Genomic DNA, 20,603 nt, shown 5'->3' with positions numbered 1-20,603 from the left:
TCACCAAGGGCTGCTTCGACCGCACCGCCGCCGGGCCGGGATCGCTCCTCCTCACCCCGATGCTGATCGGCATCGCCGTCGCCGTGCGCACCACCAGCGCCGGGCCCATGCTGTCCGGCAGGAGCGGGCGGGATACGGCGGCGTGCCCTTCACCATGCTTAAGTTGCGCAGCATGGTCACTGGCGCACACAACATGGTGCAAGAGTCGGCGTACGACTCGGACGGCGACGGCGTGCTGTTCAAGATGAGGACCGACTCGCGCGTGACCGGAACATTCACTGCTTCAGGTGGGTCGGCGAGAGACATGCCTGCGTCGAAGAGCGCAGATCGAGGACTGGCGCAGCACGGCCCTCCAGCCTTCTGTTACCACCGCTCTGCCCCTGGCGGTCGAGTCATCCGGTCCCATATTCACTGATCGGGCCGACGGCGCCGCTGTGCCAGGGGGCGCTGGTCGGAGGGACGCCCGCGAGCTGGGGCTCGCGACCGTGCCAGATCAGGACTCGCGTTCCGGCCGACGGGCACGGATGGTGGCCCTCACGGACCACTGGTAGCGAGGGCACTCACAGCAGGAACACTCAGTCCCCTTGCGGTAGTGCATGTGGACCGGCTTCAGATGTCCGCACCTGCACACCGCAGGGGGGACGAGCACACCGAACACGGCCGTCATGGAGTCGGTCACCGGTCCCGGGGCGTCATCCCGGGAGCGTGGTCGCAGCTGAAGATCACAGGCATGACGGGACCCCCCGGGCGAGGCTGCGCCATCGGCGCGACTAGTTACGCAAGGCGATTGGACGCTCACTGTAACCCAACCTCCGGTATGCCCGGCAGGTGTCTCGGAAGCAGCTCCCCTGACTGGAGGCGGCTCGTTCGAGAGCTGTCGTCATGCCGGCCTCACCCCGCCCGCGGGTCTGAGCGTGGCGGCCGTCAGGTCACGCGGACCGCTCGCCGGACCAGGTACGGGCGGCCTTCTGGTTGAACCGCGCCGGGCGCACTGCCCGATCTGCGGGCGCACGGGGCACCGGAATGTGGCCCGGGCACGCCCCGTCCCCGACCGCCCAACTGCCGGATCGACGACGATGGACCATCCTTGAAAAGGCGCCGACGACAGCTGCCCGCCGTCTCGCAGCAGCGAGCCTGACCGGCACCTCCGCCGCAGCCACAGTGACGGGAGCGGCCTGTCCGGGGAACGCCAGGGAACGCCGACGGCCGAGCGCGCGACAGACCCACCGCTCGGTGAGAATGGTCCGCACCACCCGCAGCCCGTCGCGGACCGCGTGGAGGTTGCTCACACCGTAGATGCGTGACCGCTCGACACTCGCCACCTCACGCACGTCCAGCCCCGCCGCTGCGATCCGGCAGTTGAGGACGGTCTCGATCTCGAAGCCGTCGCCCCACCTGGGCGCCTCAGCCGCTGGAGACGGCAGGTCGAGGCGGCTCACGACGTCACGCCAGAAGGCGTTGTAGCCGTAGCAGAGGTCGGTGTAGCGAGTGCCGAACAAGAGGTTGGTCAACGACGTTAGTGCGCGGTTGCCCCACGACCGCCACACGGTGATGTCCTCGCTTCCCCCTGTGTCCAACACGCGACTGCCCTTGGCGAAGTCCGCTCCGTCGCGCAGCGCCTGCACGAAGCGGGGGATCTCCGCAGCATCGGCGGATCCGTCCGCGTCGAACATGACGACAACGTCACCAGTGGCGGCCTCGAATCCGCACACGAGCGCGTTGCCCTTGCCTCGCCGGGTCTGCCGCACGATCTTGACCGCGGGAAGGACTCGTTGGGCCGTCTCCACAGTTCCGTCGGTCGAGGCGCCGTCCACGACGATCACTTCGTGAACCGGCGGCAACTGCGGCAGCACGACTTCGAGGTTGCGAGCCTCGTTCATAGCTGGAACGACTATCGAGATGCGCGGAGTGGTGACGTGTCGCGCCTGCGTGTGCTCCATGAAGGTCCCCAAGAACGACGGATGAATGCCGGCTCGCGAGCCGCGGTCCAAAAGCAGAGGTCGTGCGGGGCCAGGTCCACCTGACTCGCGAGGTCGCTGAGATTAAGGGGCAACAACGCCCCGCCAACAGGTCGATGACGGTTCAAGCAACAGAAAGTGTCCGCGATCATCACCATTCGCGCGTCTGCCACGCAGCCATCATGCGCAGTCACATAGCGTAGTAGGCCGAAATGATGTACGCGGTGCGATACCGTCCGCGTCAGGTGAAATCATGACAGGGCAGGGTGACGCACGGTTACTGTCGCAGCCAGTAGGAGTTCCCTTACCCTATGGACCTGAGGCCTCGACTTGCTCCAGTGGAGATGGTTAGAGATAACGGTCGGTCGCAACGTGCCTACACCTTGCTCACGGTTGCGCAATTACGGACACACGTGTTTGCCTGTTACAGGCCCTTCTCCCAGTCCTTGACCGACGACAGTTGCAATGTCCGACCGCCGAACCAAGGCCAGTCGCAGGCTAGGCCTGGCGGAGCAGTGCAACACGAGCCAGTTCCACGTCGCAGTCACGCGGCGTACGCCCATAGCCGCACGTCACGGGGACGGGGCAATCCGACACCGTTCTCCACGCTGAGAGCCCGCCTGCGTCGGCTCCTCGAGGTTGCGCTCGGGTGACGTCCCGGAGTGGTGGACGTAGTCCTCATCGTGTTGGTCAGCGGTGCGGTGGTCGGATCGCACATCCGCGCCCTCGAAGGGGGGACCACGTCGGCCCCTCATTGGTCGACCGCGGGCGACCCGGTTCCAAGCACCACCTGATCTGCGACGCCGGCGGCATACCGCTGGCCGTCGCCCTCACCGGCGGGCACCGCAACGACGTCACCCAGCTGATCCCGCTGGTCGAGGCGGTGCACCGATCCGGGGCAAGCGTGGGCGGCCCCGCCGGCGGCCCCGGGAGCCGTTCGCCGACCGCGGCTACGACCACGACAAGTACCGGCGCCTGCTGCGCGCGCGAGGCATCAGCCCACGCATCGCCCACCGTGGCGTCGCCCACGGCTCCGGCCTCGGCCGACACCGCTGGGTCGTCGAACGCGACTTCGCCTGACTGCACGCCTTCAAGCGACTCCGCACCCGCTACGAACGCCGCGCCGATCTGCTACCGACAACTGCCCGCGGCATTGTGAACCAGTCCAGTCTCGGAATTTGACGAGAGGGGGTAAGAGGGGCCACTCGTGACAGTGAGCGACCATGGGCTGACTTCTAACTGCATCGAAACCTTCACCGTCCGGGAAGCGAGCACCGCAGTCGATCATCACACCAGCGCCGTTTCACGCCTCAGTCCGGCCGTACAAGATCAGGGTCATAGTGCCCTGAGCAGGACCGAGATCCGACCCGCCCCCGTCTGTTAATTCTCCGTCCACCTATTGTCATCCCCCGTTGGTGTCAGGTAGAACGACAACCTCATCCTCGGGATGCGATGGAATCGAACGAGCACCGAGAGTGACGATCAAGATGTCGGATCGAAGGAGGTGGGGACGCGATCGACAGTGACGGAAGATCGACAGCCGACACAAGCAACACGGGTAAGCAATGACCCGCCGGGCGTTCTGGTCGCCATAGCCCGGCGGCGAGCAAAGGCGAAACCGGGCCCGTCCGCATTTCGTGAGGACAGCCCATGCCCATTACGCCCACCACCCCCGAACCTCGCTCGCCAATCGTGGAATGGCACAAGCGCCAGGAGTCGCTGCCGGGAGCACGATTGGGGCAAGGAGCGCCGCGCGTCAGCGTCGTGGTCCCGACCTACAACGAGGCCAGGAACCTCCCGCACGTGTTCGCACTCCTCCCCGCCGGCCTGCACGAGGTCATCGTGGTCGACGGGCACAGTGTGGACGGGACGATCGAGGTAGCGCGCCAACTGCGACCGGACGTCCGAATCGTTCTTCAGAACCGGCGCGGCAAGGGCAACGCGATGGCCTGTGGCTTCGCGGCGGTGACAGGCGAGATCGTGGTGATGCTCGACGCCGATGGTTCGGCGGATCCGCGAGAGATCCCCGCTTTCGTCTCCGCTCTCGTCTCCGGCGCGGACTTCGCCAAGGGAACCCGATTCGCGGGCGGCGGTGGCAGTTCCGACATCACCCGCACTCGTGCCTGGGGCAACCGCTGGCTCAACCGGGCGGCCAACGTCCTCTTCGGCACCCGTTACACCGATCTCTGCTACGGCTACAACGCCTTCTGGGTCCACTGCCTGCCAGCGCTGGCGCTCGACGCGCGCGGCAACGAGCGAGACCTCAAGCTCTGGGGCGACGGCTTCGAGATTGAGACGATAATCAACACTCGCGTCGCCAAGGCCAGGCTTCGTATCACCGAAGTCGCCAGCTTCGAGTTCGACCGCATCTATGGCGAGAGCCACCTGAACACCTGGCGGGACGGCTTTCGCGTCCTATGCGCTCTGGCGGTCGAGCGGTTGAACGGTATCGGCAAGGACCGCACCGACGGCCGTAGTCGCGTGCCAGCACCTAGGTCGCCCAGCCCACTGAGCTACCCGCGAAGGAGGGTGTCGGTCCACGAGAGACGGACCGACACCGTGGTGGGGGTTCGGACATCCTGATGTCAGCACCCGGCTCCGGACGGCGCGCGAAACCACTGAGTAAATCCCGACCATCGACCGTTCGACAGCGGAGACCCGCTGCCGATCGTCCCGCTCCTCCGCCTCTCAGGACGCTTTCACACCAGCGGCTGCAGGGATGCGTTCGAGGTATGGGGATCCCAACGCTCGGTCTCGAGGAGATGACGGCCGTAACCCAGCCCACTTTCGACCCTTTCCTCAACCTGGCGCTTCCATACGCTCAGAATTGTCCGGACCCCGACGATGATCGGGCGACGGGCAACGGTGAACCAAGGACTGGGTCCCAGGGATACGCGTCGTCAATCCATCAGAAGAGGTCGGCCCATGCGTGAAGCGTCCCCCATGTTGGCTGCTCTGCCGGGTAACGAGATGCCTTCCCAGGCGCGCCCCGGCCGCGGGCTGCGTCCGTCTGCCCTGCTCGCGCTGTTGGCAGTGGTCTTCCTCGCCGTCCAACTCGCCGGCGCTACTGGGCCGGCAGCGGCAGACCCGGGGGACGTCGGGGTGGAGGGGCTGTCTCACGCGGGAACCGGAACACCCACCGGGACGAAGCGGGCTGAGAGCGTCCTCTGGTTCAACGACGGCTACTGGTGGGGCAACCTCTGGGACACGGAAACGTCGGACTTCCACATCTTCCGGTTCGATACAGGGACGCAGACCTGGATCGACACCGGGGTCACGACCGAAACCCGCACCGACACGCACCACGACGTGCTCTGGGACGGATCAACCCTCTACGTTGCCAGCCACAAGTTCGTGCATGACGGCGTTCCCGCGGCCGCTGGGTACCCAGCCCGGCTGTACCGCTACCGCTACGACTCGGCCACGGACACCTACACACCGCTGGGCTCCAGCCAAATCAACAATCACCGGACCGAGACGTTGGTGATCGACAAGGACTCCTCGGGCAGGCTCTGGGCCACGTGGCAACAAGGCCAGCAGATCTGGCTGAACACCACTGGGACGGATGGGCTGACCTGGGGGACCCCCTTCGCACACCCCGCTACAGCGGATCCAGCGTCGCCGGCCAACGTGTCCATCGACGACACCTCCGCCGTGATTGCGTTCGGATCCGGCCGGGTGGGTCTGATGTGGAGTCGGCAGGTCGGCAACGACACCGACGGCTTCTACTGGAGCGTCCACGATGACACTGCCGCGCCCATGTCGTGGAGCACACCGACCGCGGTAGCCACCGGGTACCGCAGCGGAGACGACCACCTGAACCTCAAATGGCTCGACTCATCGGGAGCGAATGTCTTCGCCGCGGTGAAAACCTCCTTCACCAGGGCCTCACAGGCGCTCATTCAGCTCTTCGCGATGTCCACTGACGGAACCTGGTCGGTGACACAGATCGCAACGGTGTCCGAGTGTCCCAACCGGGTCATCCTGCTCATCGACGAGGCCGCGCAACGACTACGGACGTTCGCGACTTACCCGAAGCCGAGCGGGAGCCCGAACGCCGGCACGTGCAGCTCGTCCGGCGGTGCCATCTACGAGAAATCCACGCCGCTGGACGCCATCAGCTTCACGACGGACAAGGTTCTCAGGATCCTCGACGTCGACCAGTATGTGCACAACGCCTCCTCGACCAAGCAAAACATCAACAATGGGCGGGCCGGCGGCGCCAGCACCACGAACAGCGGCGCCCTGGTCATCGCCGACGTCAACGCCACCTCCCGGTACTGGCACTTCTACGACGGCCCTACGACCTAACGGGCGGCCGCGACGGCACCGACCGTCGCCTCGGGCTCAACCCGAGGCGCGGCGCGCCGGCGTCGCGCTGTCCTCGAACGTGACGGCGACCTTCTCTGAGGGGATGGGCCCAGCCACCATGACTTCCCAGCCGCTCACCTTCGAAGCGGCACCGGTAGCGCGGTGCCCGCTGCGATCACCTATGACAGCACAAAGTCCATCACCACCCTGGACCCGAACGCGAAATCGGTGCCCTACTGCTCATGTCGAACGGCTTGGGACGAAGGAGGGGCACGCTGACGACTGAGGGCACTTATCCACCTATCATCGCGCCGTGCCGACGCTGGTGCCCTATGGGTCTGTCTACGGCGTCCTGTCACCTGCGGGGGCAACAAGATGAATGAGCCCCTGCGGCTGACCGTGCTCATCCGCGAACAGTCCAGCAGGAGGCCAGCCCGCCTGGCCACGTCTACGCGAGGTGACCTATCCATGAATTCAGATAACGCCCCCGACAAACCGGGGCATCGATCGTGAGCGATTCCCCGCGCCTGCAGCAGCTTGCCCCCCACCAGGCCCTCGACGTCTCCGTCGTCGTCCCGGCACGCAACGCCGAGTCGCTGATCGACGGCTGCCTCGCTTCCATTCGGCGCTGCAACCCGCGGGAGATCATCGTCGTCGACGGGCTCTCCTCCGACCGCACCGTGGACATCGCGCGCCGCCACGGCGCCGTCGTGCTGTCCGATGAAGGGCGAGGACTCCCCGCCGCGCGTCGGATGGGCGCAGAGGCAGCCTCGTCGCCACTCGTAGCCCTCATCGATGTCGACGTGCGTCTCGCGGAGGGCGACCTGGAACGCCTCCTCGCCGAGTTCCGCGATGAGGGGTACACCGCTCTGCAGGCGGGCCTCCACAGCGTCTCGGGTTCTGGCTACTGGGGCCGAGCCCTGGCCCACCACCACCGGACGGGCCGCTCGAAGAACTGGTTCGGTGTCGTCGCGACGGTGTTCGACCGCGAGACTCTACTGACGCACGGATTCGACGATCGGTTTCTCTCCGGCGAGGACGTCGACCTGCGCTGGCGGCTGCAACAGGCCGGCGCCAGGATCGGCGTCTCCCGGCGCACGGTGGTCGAGCACCGCTTCGAGGACTCGTGGGAATTCGCGAAGGGCCAATTCGTCGCGGACGGACACGGGCTCGGGCGCATGGTGGCCAACCACGGTGTGCGAGCAACGATCCTTCTTGGTCTGCCGGCGGCCGCCGCGGTCCGCGGGGTAGTCCTCAGCCTCGCTCGCCTGAGCCCTCAGTGGATCCCCTACTACCTGGTGTTCGCGCTCTACAACTACCTGGCGATGGGTCGTGAGCTGATCGGCCACCTCAGGCGAGCACGGCGGAAGCGGTCTCCGCGCGCCTCCGCATGATCGGTCGCGCCGCGTACCGGGTCGCGCTCGCCGCGCCCATGCTCCGTGGGGCCCGGCGACGCACGGCGGCCGGCGCGCGCAGCAACCGCGTCGAGCCGCTCCCGTCAGGAGTGAACTCGCTGGCCCTAGTCGCAGCGAAGGTCGCGTCAATGGGCCTGGGCTTTCTGTTCTGGATCCTCGCCGCCCGCATCGCGTCCCCCGTGGAGGTCGGGCTGGCGGCCGGTGCCGTCTCGGCCATGATGCTGTGCACTCAGATCGCGATCCTGGGATTCGGCTCGGCCGTCATCACGCACCTGAAGGCCAACGAAGGGCGTCTACCGGTCCTCCTCAACTCGGCCCTCACCCTGGTCATGTCCGCGAGCAGCATCCTCTCCCTGGCCTTCGTGGGCCTCGCGGGGCTGGTGCTGGCGCAACTCGACGTGGTGGCGCACTCGCCCGGGTTCGCCGCGCTGTTCGTGGCGGCCGCGGTCTTCGGAACCCTCGGCATCCTGCTGGACCAGACAGCGACCGCACTACGCAGAGGCGACCAGGCGCTCGTTCGGAACGTCGCCTTCGGTGCAGGAGCGCTGCTCGGGCTGGTGGCCGTGGCTCTGAGCCTCCCGGCCCCCTCTGCCGGGGCCGTGTTCGCGCCGTGGGCGGTCGCGGGTGCGCTTGCCACGACTGTGGGCGTGTGGCAGCTGCGGCGGGCAATCCCCCGCTACCGGCTGCGGGCGTCGGTCGATGGGCCGCTCAGCGGGCAGTTGGTCCGGTCGGCACTGCCCAACTACGTGTTGACGCTCGCGGAGCGGACACCCGGTCTCATCCTGCCCATCGTCGTCACCGAGCTCCTGTCCCCGAACGCCAATGCGACCTGGTACGCCGTGTGGATGATGGCCTGGGTCGTCTACATCATTCCGGTCCAGGTCGGCCTGACCGTCTTCTCCGAGATCGCGAACGATCCCCGGTCGCAGTCGGCGGCTGTGCGTCATGGCATCCGGTCGTCCCTCGGTCTGGGCACGCTCCTCGCCGGGACGGTCGCCGTGGCCGCCGGCCCCTTGCTCGGACTCCTCGGCCCGCACTATGCAGAGAGCGGCGCAACGCCCTTGCGGATCCTGGTGCTCGGCTGGTTCCCACTGACGTTCGTGCACTGCTACTACGCCGCCGCGCGCGCTCGCCGTCGGCTACGGGAGGCGATCGCGGTTGCGATCGTCAGCGCCGTCGTCTCGGTCATCGCGGCAGCGGTCGCCGGCGCAACCGTAGGCCTGACTGCCATGGCCGCCGCCTGGCTCGCGGCACAGACCCTGATCGGCGCCTGGGCCATTCTCCGCCTCCGCATGACGTCTCCTGCGGCGGCCATCCCATCGAGCGCGCGCGTGGTATCCGGCGAGCGGCTGCCGTGGGCCGAGCCCGATACTGGTCAGCACCGCGGTGGCGTCATCGATCGGGCGGTCCTGCCGACTGCGTGGATTCTTCCCCTTGTCGCTGTGGTCCTCGCTTGGGGCTCCCTACGTGGGGCAGACGTGTCGGGTATCAACGACCTGGGTCTCGTTTCCGTCCTGCCCTGGGGTTACTACGCAGCATTCGCTGTTCTGGCATCGGGCTTCGCGCTAGGGCTGCGTGGTCGTGAGAACACTCCGCTGTTGGCCTTCCAGATGGTGGTGACCATCGTCCTGCTCTACGCCACGACGCTGCCGTTCGAGGAGGTTCCTCGTTTCAACGTCGTCTACCGGCACGCAGGAGTCGTCGACCACTTCCTGAACGGCGGCGCGGTCGACCCGAACATCGACGCCTACTTCAACTGGCCCGGCTTTTTCATGCTCGCCGAGTTCATCACGGAGGCTGCGGGCCTGGACAGCGTCCTGCCTATAGCTTCGTACGCCCCCGTCGTATTCAACCTGCTCGTGCTGCCCGGGCTCGTGGTCATCGCCAGGGCTGCGACTGGCGACTGGCGCACCGTGTGGATCGGTGTGTGGATCTACTACCTGACGAACTGGGTCGGGCAGGACTACCTGGCACCGCAGGCCTACGCGTTTGTTCTCTACGTCACACTTGCGGTCGCGGTGCTGACCACGTTGGCCGGTCGCTTCGACGGCCCGCCCCGCTGGTGGCGCGCCTGGGCGGCTGCGGCCCTGAGAGCCACCGGTCGACGCCTCGGGATGGCGCCAGTACAGCTGGAGGTGCCGACTCCCAAGGTGGCGCCGAGGGAGCGTGGGGGTGTCGTCCTCGCCTGCACCCTGATCATCGCGGCCATGGTTTCGAGCCACCAGCTCACGCCCTTCGCCTCGTTGCTCATGCTGGTGACGCTCGTCCTGGCTCGCCGAACGACCGGGCGCCTGCTCCCGCTCATCACGTCGGTGCTCATCGCGGCGTGGCTGACGTACATGGCGACGGCGTATCTGGATGGCCACCTGCAGAAGATCTGGGCCGAGGCACTGAGTTTGGGCTCGTCGGTGGGCGCGAACGTCGGTGAGCGGGTCACCGGCAGCGCCGAACACCTGGCGGTTATCTACGTACGTCTGGGATTCGCCGGCCTGCTGTGGCTCCTTGCCGCGATCGGCATCTTGCGCATGTTCCGCCACGGGCGCCCGGCGCCCAGCCATGCGGTTCTGGCCTTCGCTCCGCTTCTCCTCGTACCCCTCCAGCCCTATGGTGGGGAGGTCCTGATGCGGTCCTACTTGTTCGCACTGCCGTTCGTGGCCCTCCTGGTCGCGTGGGCACTCTTCCCCGGAACCGGCATTCGCTGGTCGTGGCTGCGCAGCGGCGTCCTTGTGCTCGTCAGCTGCCTACTCTTGAGCGCCTTCCTGCTGACCCGTTACGGGAACGAACGTGCGTCGTTGTTCACATCGCAGGAGCGTGCTGCTGTCAGCTACCTGTATTCAACCGCCGGACCGGGAGACGTCGTCGCCGCAGCTGTTCCCAACCTGCCCTGGCAGGACCGGAGCTACGCCGACGTCGACGTCGAGATCCTGAGCCGGTCCATGCCGCCGGGGATGCCGACGGAGTCACCACGCCGTCTCGCGGACCGGGTCGCCGGCGTCCTCGAGGGCAGAAGCGGCGACGGCACCGCGTACCTCCTCATCACCCGCTCGCAACTGAGCACGGAGGAGATGTTGGGTCCGCCCAGCTGGGGCTCCGTGCACGACCTCCAGCAGGGCGCGCTCGCGAGCCATCGGTACCTCGTCGTCTACAGGAACGCCGATGCGACGGTGTTCGCGCTCAGGGAGGAGCCATGACCATGCACACCGCGCCGCTCAGCGCACCTCCGTGGTGGCGACCGGGGCTCGTCATTGGGCTCGGCCTCGTGGCCCTCACCGTTCCCGGTATGTCTGCCCCGTCCGCCGTCCGCGTGATCGTGCTGTTGGCTTTCCTCATCGTGGGACCAGGACTCGCCCTGGTCGGCCTGCTGGACATCCCGGATCCCTGGCGCGAATCATCCCTCGTGATCGGCGTCAGCCTTGCGCTCGACGTCCTGGTCATCGGTCTGCTCACCTATGCCGGCAATCGCACCGCCGGCGATGGCATTGCCGTGCTGACGGGGGTCGCATTCGTGGGAGCGGCAGTGCAATTCGTCCGACTCCGCCACAGAGGGGGAGACGGGAAGGCCGGATCGTGAGTGCGCTCGTGTCGGGTCTGGCGGGCGACGTCGCGCGGGCGTCCGGAGGCGACTGGCTGCCCGGGTCAATGGCGCTCGTCGTCCTCGCAACACTCCTGGCGCTCGTGGTTCCGCGGGAGATGACGCGAGGTGCCCTGACGCCCGACCGCGCACACCGAGCAGCGGTCGCAGCAGCGGTCGTCGTGCCCTTGGTGATCTGTTCCGCGTTGGTCATCACCGCCCGGTTCCTGGAGTTGGCCCTGTGAACCGGTGGCGTCCCGGGGAGCACTACGCGCCCGGTCCCGCGTCTGGCCTCGCTGCCCGGCTACGCGGATGGCCCGTGCGCTCTCGGAGACATCACGTCGCCGGGCCGATCGCCGGGGTCCTCCGCGGTCGCACCGGGCCGGCCGACGAGAGCGAACGCACAGCGGTGCTCGCCGCAGTTCTAGCGGTCGTCGCGGCGGAATCAACTGTCGCGTTCGTCGACCCGGTCGCCGGTGCCGTGGCGCATGGGCGCCTCCTGCTGGCATTCCTACTTCGCTGGGTCCTCGCCGAGGAGGCGACGATCCTCGTCCTCGCTCTCGTCCCTCTGGGACGCCTGACTTCCCTGGCGCTGACGCCGCAGTACTACGAACCGGCCACCTATGTGCTGACCGGGCTGCCTCTGCTGCTCGGGGTGCTGTGGATGTCCCGAGGCTTTCCCGGGCCGGACGAGCAGATCCACCCGACGCCGGAATGGACGGCAGTCGCAGTCGCGCTCGCAGGACTTCCCCTGGGGTGGGTGGCCCATGCGCTCCTCCCACTGCCCGCGCTCGACCATCCGGATGGGGCGTTGACGATTGCCGTGGGGGTACCAGTGACGTTCCTCTTCGCCGGAGTCCTCGAGGAGCTCCTCTTCCGCGGTCTCATCATGCGCACCCTCGAACGCGTGTTCGGGGTTTGGGCGGTCGTCCTTGCCGACGTCCTCTTCGTCGCCGCTTACCTGCCGGTTGGCGATCCTGGTGTCCTGGTGTTCATGGCTGTGCTCGGCATTGCCTTCGGTTGGTACCTGCGCCGCACTCGGCTGCTGGCCCCCGTGGCGATCGCCCACGGGCTCATGGCTGCCAGCGCGCTGGTGATCTGGCCCGCGATCGGATGACCGACCAACCACCGTCGGAAAGCCGGATCGCCCTCCTCGCCGACTTGCACCTGGCCTGTGGTGAGCACGATCCCTTCACCGAGGACGACCGGCTCGCCAAGACGATCAGAGACCTTATGTCCGACGCCTCCAACGCGCCCATCCGGCTTGTCCTCCTGGGCGACACGTTCGACTTCCCCGCAGTTGGTCTGCCGGGGCGTCGGATGAGTCCCGCGACGCGTCCGTCGGAGGCGGTGCGCAAGCTCGACCAGATCATTGCCGCACATCCACTGGTCATCGCGGCCCTGCGCGACCTCCTGGCGGCCGGCCACCGCATCGACTTCGTCGCCGGCAACCATGACATGGAGTTGTCGATGCCGGCCGTCCAGGGCCGCCTGCGGGAGGCGCTCCCAGGCACCATCGAGGTCCACCCGTGGATGCTGTACATCCCGGGCGTCCTCTACGCGGAGCACGGTCAACAGCACCACGACGTCAACCGCTTCCCCGGCCTGGCCGCGAATCATCCTCAGGCGGATCGCCCGCTCCCCGTTCCCCCCGGTTCCTACGTGGACGCCCTCGTCCATCTCCGGCGACGCGCCCCCTCGGCGTCGACCGCCGCCCTGGCCGTCCTGGCAACACGCATGGGCATAGGACTGCTCAGCGGGCTGGGCAGGCTGGCTCGTGCCGAGCGCCACCGTCCCCAGCGCGAGCGCCTGCTCCACTCCACCCCGCTCGCCGGCCTACCGCCCAGGGTGGTGGTCGCCATCGACCGACGATCCGCGGCCACGCCGGTCTCCATCACGCGCCGGCTCGCCGTCATGGCCGCTCGCCGGTTCCGTCATCGATCGAATGCGGACGTGCCGTACATGCATGCAGCGGCACAGGCGGTGCACCAGGTGCTCGATGCGGAAGGAGCCGCGGTGCCGTTCTACCTGTTCGGGCACACGCACCTGGCCGAGGACGTGCCTCTCATCGGCGGGACCGCCCGGTACCTCAACCCGGGGACGTGGTCGTCCATGACTCGCCGGGTACCGGGAGGTGAGAGGCGGTTCGGCGTCGTTGTCGTCGAGCAGTCGCCGGGAGCGGGTCCGCGAGCGCGCCTCATCGGTCTCACGTGAGTCCGAGGTAGGAGTCCAGGGTGTCGACCGCCCGCCGCGCGCCCCAGGCCCGCGGAACGGCGAGGCTCGTTGCCTGCACGCCCCTCAGCGCGGCGGAGACCGTCCGGCGCTCCGCCTGCAGTACGGCGTCGAGGGTATCCGTCCAGGCACCGCTCACCGCACCGGCGAAGCGAGCGCGTTGCTGCGCGAGCAGCTCCTCTGCCTGCCCGATCACCCAGGCTGCCGGCTGAGGGCGCGCGGTGAACTCGCCGTTCTCGTATCGCTCGACGACGACGAGGCGTCGGAGCGGCAGGGGGTCGGACGTCACCGTGGCGCTGATGTCGGAGGCGGGAACGGCGAGCGACGGTGCGACGTAGCCCCGCGTCAGCCGGCGCAGCAGTGCCCGGTGGTGGAGGGTCGAACGGGTCCCTGCCGTAAGCCGTGACCAGGCTTGTGGAGCGGTCTCCTCGATGTCGGGATACAGCCGCAGGCGGCGCGGGTAACGCCAGCAGCGGCCGGATGCGTCCAAGATGACCTGGTCGTCGCTCAGGACGGTCCTTCCGGCCGCAAGCGCCCGAGCGGTCAGCGTGGTCTTCCCGGCGCCGGACCGACCGAGTACCACCGTGGCGCCCCCGTCGTCGGCGAACGCTGCGGCCGGCAGCGCGATCCGCTCAGCGCCTGCCAACGCCACCGCCACGAGTGCCTCCACGAAATAGCCCTGCACGAGCGACAGCGCGAAAGACGGCGGCCCGCCGGCGAGCCGGATCGCCGCGCGGAGCGGTCGGGCGTCCGGCGGTCCCAAAATCACCCGCCACCGCGCGGTCTTGTGCCCGCCGGTCACTTCCGCGCCGCCCGGGAGCCTGTCGGCTGGGCCGCCGAATGCGATGCTGACGTCGATGTCCGGCTCGAGGACCGGGGCGGTCCGGGCCTCCTCGTACTCGGCGTTGAAGTGCTTGAGCAGGCGCCGCGGCCCTCGGATACGGAGCAGCACCGAATCGGCGAATGTGTAGTCGGACGCGTGCGCGGTCACATTGCCTCACGGACGGCAGCGGCCACGCGCCGCGGGTCGACGGGGAACGGCGCCCGGACGTGGAGGATCCGTGCCCCAGCCAGCGCCCGTTCGAGTATCCCGCGTTCCGCGCCCGATGTGCGGTCGCGCCCGTCCCCAGCGAGCGAGGGGTCGGCATACCGGAGACGGTCCTGCAGCATGAGCCAGTCGTGCCGCTCATACGCGCCCGTCAGCGCAAGCCTGGCTGCACTCCATCCGGGTTCCCCGGTCTCGACCGAGACGGTCGAGCCGGGAACCGTCGTGAGCAGTACCAACGTCCCGAGCGGGAGGCGTCGTGTTGGATCGTCGGTCTGGCCGTAAGCCGCGCGGATGTCGCTCGTTCTGAGCGCTGCACGATCGACCAGGCTCACAGCCCGCTCCGCGACGGCGGCCGCAGCAGCGGGCCGACCGCCGCGGGAGCCCTGCCGCCGCACGGGCCGGGTGGCGCGAGCGAGCGCACCAGCCATAGCAACCTGGACCCTCGCGGGGCGCGGCAGCCCGTTGGCGAGTCGGGGAAGACACGCGAGAACCCAGCGGCGGACGCCCACGTTGACGGGGAAGGCCGATGCCTGCGCGTCCGCCCCCAGCAGCGTCCACTTGTCCGAGAGCCAGCCGGCCCCGTCCTCGACGAGTGCCAGCGCGGTCTCCGTCTTGCCGCTCTCCGACCAGCCAGCGACTAGGACGGCCCGCCCGTCGATCTCCACGGCCGCGCTGTGCACTGCAGCAGTGTCGTGGCCTATCGCTGCCATCTGGAGAGCGGGGCGGACGACCGTCCGGAAGAGCGGGGCCAGAGGGAAGGCGGGCGGGCAGCGCAGCGTCAGGCCGCCGTCCGGGGAGGAGACGATCGCGCAACTGCGGTCACCTGATATCAGGTGGAGGTCCTGGCCGTCGTAGGCGGTCGTCATGCCGTCACGAGCGGGATTGTGCACGTCCAGGAACCGGCCGGGTGGGCCGTCGCGCCACTCCAGGACGACGTCCGGCCGGTCGGCTGGCGCCGCGTTGGCGGCCGGGAACGGATCCATCTCCCGCGCGACTGCCGCTAGAGCGCGTCGATCGTCTCCGGCGACACCCAAGGAAACACGACCGGACATGTCGTACACCATCACCGGAGAAAACCTACAGGGACCAGCCTCTTCCAGGACCCTTTCCGGTCCCGGTCCTGGTCCCGGTCTCCGCGGACGGCGCGCAGAGGCCCCACCCGACCGAAGTCCGGTAACTCCGCGTCGGCGCGGCCATCGTCACGCCTACGAAGTCAATGGTTCGCTCAATGCAGTGCCTCCTACTGAAGGAGTGGCTCTGCGGCTTGCGTTCCAATTGTCGGTCCGCATCCCTCCGCTCGTTGGACGGACTCCGGGTGAACCGCCTATTCGCACCGGACCGTCAGCCTGACAGATCCCCATGTACTGCTGGGCCATCCGCCAGGAGTTGCGCATCGCGATCGTCACCTGGATCGAACGGACCTACCGCTGGCGCCGTCAGGACGCCCTCGGCCGCCTCACGCCTATCGAATACGAAACAATCAGCCGCACGGCAGCCCTTCAGGCCGCCTGACCCAACCTGTCACCTACGTGCAGCAGTCCCGATGTAGTCCGCCGCGTGGTGGTCGACTTCTCCCTTCGAGACTCGGAAGCGCATCAACCCGTCGGGGACGCACCCCCAGCGACGTCGATGCTGTGGAAGTCCGTCCTTACGTCATCCTGGACGCCCCGCCATTTGCCATTGACGGTCATCGCGTCGAGATCTCTGTTGCTGCGGGTCACGCACGGCCGTGCGGAGCGTCACTCCTCCACGATGCGGAGCCCGGTGTCGGGGGACCACATCGCGGACCCCCCAGGTGTCACCAGAGTCCACAGCGATGCGGAGGGGTACCACGTCGACAGGACCTGCCGCGGATCCTCCTGCAACTGACGGCCCACCATGGCGAGCAGCGTAGAAAGTGGCAGCGGTTTACCTCCCGAAGGCGAGGAGGTGTCGGAGAACAGGGCCACGCTCGTCCGATCAGGGTCCTCGCGCGGACGCCAGAGAAGTGCCCCGGAGGCTCCCGCATGAGCCACCGTCACCAGCGCGTGAACCATGACGGCGGCTCTGCGGGGGTCGGCCGCAGGCGCCGACTCGTCACCCGTTTCCGCTCCCAGCTCTACCCACCAGATCGGCAGGTCGGTACGCGCCCGAACCCACTCGGTCACCGTCGAGAGCTTCGCTGTGGCCACGAAGTCGGTGGTGATGAGACCACGGTCGTGTGTGTGCGTGCCGCCGTCCAGCGCGACGAAATCAGCGCCTACAGCATGGTCGAGCCAGTACCGGAGGACATCCAGGGATCGCTGGTCGACGGTTCCCCACGGCCCCTTGAGCGTCGACCGGTGCCCTCCCGCCCACTCGGAAGCCCAGGAGTCGACGATGACGTAAGGCCCTCCCACGAGCGCGTCCGGCCGCACCTGCTTGATGGCCGTGTAGACGCGGTTGTACAGATCGGTATAGGCAGCGGCGTCCCAGTGGTTCGAGCCACTGTCGTAGAACCCTTTTAACTCGTTCCACACGACGAACCGGTGCACGTGGGCGTAGCGCTGAGCTGCTACCTGCGCGAGTTCGGCGAAGTCGTCGAAGTGTTCGCGTCTCGGAGCCGCCTCGATACGGCTCCAATCCGTGGTCCCCGCCGGCTCGCCCTTCATCCAGTCGGGCGCACAGCAGAGGGTGAGCACCGCTTCGGCCCCTGCCTCGGTGATCAGCTCCATCCGCCGATCGAGACTTGAGAAGTCGTAGTGCCCCGGCGACGGTTCGGGGTTCATCGCGCCCCAGCCCATTAGGTGCTGGTTCTGCACCGGAGCGACTTCCCGGATGACTTCGAGGGCCCTGGCCGCCGACTGTGCTGGCGTCGACGAGTCGATCGAGTACTGGGTGTGGGTCGCTCCCACCGCAAGCCCTGGTAGTGGGTGTCGCAGGGTGCCCGACAGCCCCGCTGGTGAGCTTCCGAACGCGGTCAGCAGCATGCAGACCACTGCCATCCAGAGAGACACTTCCCAGTCGAACCACCGCGTCCGCGAAGAGGCCCGCCCGAGCTTGCCCTCGACTGCAGGGGGACGTATAGCGAGGACGGGCCCATCGACGGCCGGAGTTGTCGATGCCCCCTCAAGACCGTCCTGCCGGTACATGCGTGCTCCTCCGGTGCAGCGCACGTGGACCCCGCGCAAGAGCGAAACCACAACGTGCTGGCTCCCATCAGCTTGCCGCTGACGATATGTGGGTTCACTCCCTTCGACGACGCCTTCAGCACGCACCTCGACGACAAATCACCTGATGCCCCGTCGCGGCACTGCTGAATATGGTCCGCGGCGGAGTGACCGCATCGTGGCCGCGCACGAAAGTGGCCGTGACTGACGCCCCTAGGGAGTCGGAGCGGAGGGGGCGAAGGCGGTGCAACCGCAACGTCACTTCTACATCAAGGGCACCCACCGCAGCGGAAGCAGCAGCGTGATTGCGTCACAGGTTTTCGACTGCAATGGATACCGACAGTAGCGCCTCGCCCGAGCCATGACCTCACCGTCGGAGTTCTCCCGTGAAGCACTTCGCCCGGTAGACAGTGCAGTCGACCTGAGGTACCTCTTCTTGAACCAATCTCCGTTCGTGTCCCCACCGCCGCGAGGCGGCGACCCAGTCCACGCTCACAGCCCGGGCTCGCGATGACCCGCCGGTCGTTCAGGTCACCATGACTCGCTGGCGAGCAGAAGCGAAACCGGCCGTCTCGTCCCTTAGGACGCCGCCATGGAAAGCTCGCTGATCGACCCGCGCGGAGTCTCCACCGTCCACGCTGGTCCCGTGCGCCAACGTCGAGGAGACGGACACCGGCCTGGCCTGCGGACCGGTCACCGGTCCGCTCACGCTGGGCAACCCTCAGGACGGCAGGCACGTGGTGGCCGCTGACGCCCCGTGTTGCAGGGCTGCTGTTCGGGCTGTGCCGGCGCCTCGCGCCGCACGAGTCCGCCCCTGCTTCGCTCACCCGCGGCGCGGAGCGAGATGACTGAGCCCCTGCGCCTGACCGTGCTCATATGCGCCTACACGCTTGAGCGGTGGGGCGACATCCAGACGGCCGTCGAGAGTGTGCGGCGGCAGTCGCGTCCACCAAATGAGGTCATTCTCGTCAGTGATCACAACGAGGAACTGCTGGATCGCGCCCGAGCCGCTTTTCCGGACATCAGGTGCCTGCCGAACTCCGGGCCGCGAGGACTGTCAGGGGCCCGGAACACCGGCGTGGAAGCGGCCACCGGAGACGTGATCGCCTTCCTCGACGACGATGCCGCCGCCGACGCCAACTGGGCAGCGCAGCTCCTCGAGGCGTACACCGACGCGGTCGTCCTTGGAGTTGGTGGCGCAGTGGTCCCGGCCTGGCGGGCGCCACGGCCGGCGTGGTTTCCTGAGGAGTTCCTGTGGGTCGTGGGGTGCAGCTACGAGGGGCAGCCTCGAACCCGAGCTGAGGTGCGCAACCCGATCGGCGCCAATATGAGCTTCCGGCGGCAGGTGTTCGCGGTCGCGGGCGGCTTCGACACGAGCGTTGGTCGATTGGGCAAGGACACGGCAGGTTGCGAGGAGACGGAGTTCTCCATCAGGGTCCGCCGGGCTCATCCGGACGGACGCATCCTGATCGAACCGTCGGCTGTCTGCCGTCACACCGTTACGACGGACCGGGCGACCCGTCAGTACTTTCGACGCCGGTGCCGGGGCGAAGGCCGATCGAAGGCGGTAGTGAGCCGGCTGGCCCGCGGCGACTCGGCCCTGACGGCGGAGCGGGCATACGTACGGCAGACCCTGCCGGCAGGGGTGGCGCGCGGCCTCCGAGACCTCCGTCGCGGCGACCGTACCGGTGCGGCCCGTTCTTGGGCCATCGTGGAAGGCGCCGCGTTGACGGTCAGTAGTTACGTTTTCACGCGCATCCGCTTAGCCGCTTGTGAACGCCGAGGGTGGTGACGGTTCCACAACATCGGCGCCTCCTCCCCGCGGAGGTGCTGCGACGAGCGACGACGCGTAATCGTCGAGCTAGGCCTACGGGCGGACCGCTGCTGGGGCCGCTCGAGCTCCCTTGCTGTCAATGAGCCTCAAATCCAGGCTTTGCACGAAGAAGCACCACGGTGGAGCCACCAGGTGAGCAATACCTGGCGTTTGGACCCGGCATGACAAGCAGCGCGGCATCTAGTTGTATTCAGCCATCAGGTTGGTGCCAGTCGGCTAACCTGCGGGTGACCGCCGAGTGCGCTGTCGCGGCGTTGAGTGTTGTAGTGCTCAATCCATGGGGCAACGGCGGCGGCGCGGTCATCGTAACTCGTGAATGCCTTCCGATAGGCCCACTCGGTGGCCAGGGAGCGATTGAGGCGTTCAGCCTGGTGATGTCCCGCGAGGTGGTAGAAGTCCAGGCCACTGCCCGCGTGGGCGTCCACGTGCGAGGGGCCATCGTGTGATGGTCAGCGAGGCCACGCCAATGGTTCTTGCGGAAGGACACAGCACACGATGACCCTGGACGAGTCTACCCTGCTTGAGGTACTCGACGCACTGAAAGCCGCCGATGTCGACGACCGAATCCGGTCGGCGGTCACCACTATCTACCGGCCCTGATCGAGGCCGAGCTCACCGCGGTGATCGGCGCGGCGCCGCACGAGCGCACCGAGGCCCGCACCGCTCACCGCAACGGCTCGCGGCCGCGCACGCTATCGACGACGGCCGTGGATCTGGAGCTGCGGATTCCGAAGCTGCGCACCGGGTCGTTCTTCCCCCCACCGCTGGAACGCCGCCGGCGAATCGACCAGCGCCGTTCGCCGTCGTCATGGAGGCCTACTTGCACGGCGTATCCACCCGCAAGGTCGACGACCTGGTCAAGGCACTTGGTGCCGACACCGGGATCAGCAAGTCCGAGGTCAGCCGGATCTGCGCCGATCGAGGCCGTACGGCTGCGGCTGCGGCCGCGCACCACGCTGCTCGATCTCGCCGACGAGGACGCCGTCTGGCTGCTCTACGTCCACGACGAGCCGCGCAGCGAGCAGGAGATCCGGTCGGCGGTCCACGTCCTGCGCGGCCTGACCGCCGCGCAGTTCACCGACGCCTGCCTCTACCTCCTCCCCTAC

The 20,603-nt window shown here is 67.7% G+C and carries 15 protein-coding genes and 4 pseudogenes; 14 read left to right on the top strand and 5 right to left on the bottom strand.

Annotated features, from left to right (window positions below; genetic code table 11):
• Positions 1 to 10 precede the first annotated feature (10 nt).
• Positions 11 to 415, top strand: coding sequence for a sugar transferase (locus VN520_RS39575; RefSeq protein WP_414719793.1), 405 nt, complete (start codon positions 11 to 13; stop codon positions 413 to 415).
• A 514-nt stretch (positions 416 to 929) separates the two neighbouring features.
• Here VN520_RS39575 and VN520_RS08035 read toward each other — a convergent pair.
• Complete coding sequence (locus tag VN520_RS08035) at positions 930 to 1,940, bottom strand: glycosyltransferase family 2 protein (RefSeq protein ID WP_325746156.1); 1,011 nt, start codon at positions 1,938 to 1,940, stop codon at positions 930 to 932.
• A gap of 751 nt (positions 1,941 to 2,691) precedes the next feature.
• Between VN520_RS08035 and VN520_RS08030 the strand changes: the two are divergent.
• From VN520_RS08030 to VN520_RS07990, 9 genes and pseudogenes are all read left to right on the top strand, one after another.
• Positions 2,692 to 3,035 (top strand): annotated as a pseudogene (locus VN520_RS08030) (transposase); the annotation flags it as partial.
• 573 nt (positions 3,036 to 3,608) lie between these two features.
• Positions 3,609 to 4,541: a glycosyltransferase family 2 protein gene (locus tag VN520_RS08025; RefSeq protein WP_325746155.1), complete on the top strand. Its 933-nt coding sequence runs from the start codon at positions 3,609 to 3,611 to the stop codon at positions 4,539 to 4,541.
• Positions 4,542 to 4,883: 342 nt separating this feature from the next.
• On the top strand, positions 4,884 to 6,269 hold the full coding sequence (locus VN520_RS08020; protein WP_325746154.1) for a hypothetical protein: 1,386 nt from the start codon (positions 4,884 to 4,886) through the stop codon (positions 6,267 to 6,269).
• A 509-nt stretch (positions 6,270 to 6,778) separates the two neighbouring features.
• On the top strand, positions 6,779 to 7,663 hold the full coding sequence (locus VN520_RS08015; RefSeq protein WP_325746153.1) for a glycosyltransferase: 885 nt from the start codon (positions 6,779 to 6,781) through the stop codon (positions 7,661 to 7,663).
• Complete coding sequence (locus VN520_RS08010) at positions 7,660 to 10,875, top strand: hypothetical protein (RefSeq protein ID WP_325746152.1); 3,216 nt, start codon at positions 7,660 to 7,662, stop codon at positions 10,873 to 10,875. Before VN520_RS08015 ends, VN520_RS08010 begins: the two co-directional genes overlap by 4 nt.
• A complete protein-coding gene (locus VN520_RS08005; protein ID WP_325746151.1) occupies positions 10,872 to 11,255 on the top strand; it encodes a hypothetical protein in 384 nt (127 codons plus the stop codon). The genes VN520_RS08010 and VN520_RS08005 overlap by 4 nt, the downstream gene beginning before the upstream one ends.
• Entirely contained in the window at positions 11,252 to 11,500 is a 249-nt protein-coding gene (locus VN520_RS08000; protein WP_325746150.1) for a hypothetical protein, read from the top strand. Before VN520_RS08005 ends, VN520_RS08000 begins: the two co-directional genes overlap by 4 nt.
• Before the next feature lie 74 nt (positions 11,501 to 11,574).
• Positions 11,575 to 12,372 (top strand): CPBP family intramembrane glutamic endopeptidase, encoded by a 798-nt coding sequence (locus VN520_RS07995; protein WP_325746149.1) that lies wholly within the window; start codon positions 11,575 to 11,577, stop codon positions 12,370 to 12,372.
• On the top strand, positions 12,369 to 13,469 hold the full coding sequence (locus VN520_RS07990; RefSeq protein ID WP_325746148.1) for a hypothetical protein: 1,101 nt from the start codon (positions 12,369 to 12,371) through the stop codon (positions 13,467 to 13,469). Before VN520_RS07995 ends, VN520_RS07990 begins: the two co-directional genes overlap by 4 nt.
• On the opposite strand, the gene VN520_RS07985 is transcribed toward VN520_RS07990, so the two are convergent.
• Positions 13,462 to 14,478 (bottom strand): hypothetical protein, encoded by a 1,017-nt coding sequence (locus VN520_RS07985; RefSeq protein WP_325746147.1) that lies wholly within the window; start codon positions 14,476 to 14,478, stop codon positions 13,462 to 13,464. The two genes, VN520_RS07990 and VN520_RS07985, sit on opposite strands and share 8 nt — an antisense overlap.
• Positions 14,475 to 15,518, bottom strand: a complete 1,044-nt coding sequence (locus tag VN520_RS07980; protein WP_325746146.1) for a hypothetical protein — start codon at positions 15,516 to 15,518, stop codon at positions 14,475 to 14,477. The genes VN520_RS07985 and VN520_RS07980 overlap by 4 nt, the downstream gene beginning before the upstream one ends.
• A gap of 385 nt (positions 15,519 to 15,903) precedes the next feature.
• Here VN520_RS07980 and VN520_RS07975 point away from each other — a divergent pair.
• Positions 15,904 to 16,047: pseudogene (locus VN520_RS07975) on the top strand (IS3 family transposase); the annotation flags it as partial.
• A gap of 227 nt (positions 16,048 to 16,274) precedes the next feature.
• Here VN520_RS07975 and VN520_RS07970 read toward each other — a convergent pair.
• On the bottom strand, positions 16,275 to 17,645 hold the full coding sequence (locus VN520_RS07970; protein ID WP_325746145.1) for a GH39 family glycosyl hydrolase: 1,371 nt from the start codon (positions 17,643 to 17,645) through the stop codon (positions 16,275 to 16,277).
• 862 nt (positions 17,646 to 18,507) lie between these two features.
• Here VN520_RS07970 and VN520_RS07965 point away from each other — a divergent pair.
• Entirely contained in the window at positions 18,508 to 19,455 is a 948-nt protein-coding gene (locus VN520_RS07965) for a glycosyltransferase family 2 protein (RefSeq protein WP_325746144.1), read from the top strand.
• A 239-nt stretch (positions 19,456 to 19,694) separates the two neighbouring features.
• Here VN520_RS07965 and VN520_RS07960 read toward each other — a convergent pair.
• Positions 19,695 to 19,868, bottom strand: a pseudogene (locus tag VN520_RS07960) (integrase core domain-containing protein); the annotation flags it as partial.
• A gap of 124 nt (positions 19,869 to 19,992) precedes the next feature.
• Here VN520_RS07960 and VN520_RS07955 point away from each other — a divergent pair.
• Both VN520_RS07955 and VN520_RS07950 read left to right on the top strand, forming a co-directional pair.
• Positions 19,993 to 20,416: pseudogene (locus tag VN520_RS07955) on the top strand (transposase); the annotation flags it as partial.
• Positions 20,367 to 20,603: hypothetical protein (locus tag VN520_RS07950; protein WP_325746157.1), on the top strand; the 237-nt coding region annotated here is incomplete at its 3' end. The pseudogene VN520_RS07955 and the gene VN520_RS07950, both read left to right, overlap by 50 nt.

Source organism: Streptomyces sp., assembly GCF_035563135.1.
Lineage (GTDB): Bacteria > Actinomycetota > Actinomycetes > Streptomycetales > Streptomycetaceae > Streptomyces.
Note: the sequence above shows the minus strand (reverse complement) of the source record. Positions and strands in the feature narration are given on the sequence as shown.

Coding starts and splice junctions, on each gene's coding strand:
- VN520_RS08035 (WP_325746156.1), bottom strand. CDS start 1,940: ATGGAGCACACGCAGGCGCGACACGTCACCACTCCGCGCATCTCGATA.
- VN520_RS08025 (WP_325746155.1), top strand. CDS start 3,609: ATGCCCATTACGCCCACCACCCCCGAACCTCGCTCGCCAATCGTGGAA.
- VN520_RS08020 (WP_325746154.1), top strand. CDS start 4,884: ATGCGTGAAGCGTCCCCCATGTTGGCTGCTCTGCCGGGTAACGAGATG.
- VN520_RS08010 (WP_325746152.1), top strand. CDS start 7,660: ATGATCGGTCGCGCCGCGTACCGGGTCGCGCTCGCCGCGCCCATGCTC.
- VN520_RS08005 (WP_325746151.1), top strand. CDS start 10,872: ATGACCATGCACACCGCGCCGCTCAGCGCACCTCCGTGGTGGCGACCG.
- VN520_RS07990 (WP_325746148.1), top strand. CDS start 12,369: ATGACCGACCAACCACCGTCGGAAAGCCGGATCGCCCTCCTCGCCGAC.
- VN520_RS07980 (WP_325746146.1), bottom strand. CDS start 15,518: ATGGATCCGTTCCCGGCCGCCAACGCGGCGCCAGCCGACCGGCCGGAC.
- VN520_RS07970 (WP_325746145.1), bottom strand. CDS start 17,645: ATGTACCGGCAGGACGGTCTTGAGGGGGCATCGACAACTCCGGCCGTC.
- VN520_RS07965 (WP_325746144.1), top strand. CDS start 18,508: ATGACTGAGCCCCTGCGCCTGACCGTGCTCATATGCGCCTACACGCTT.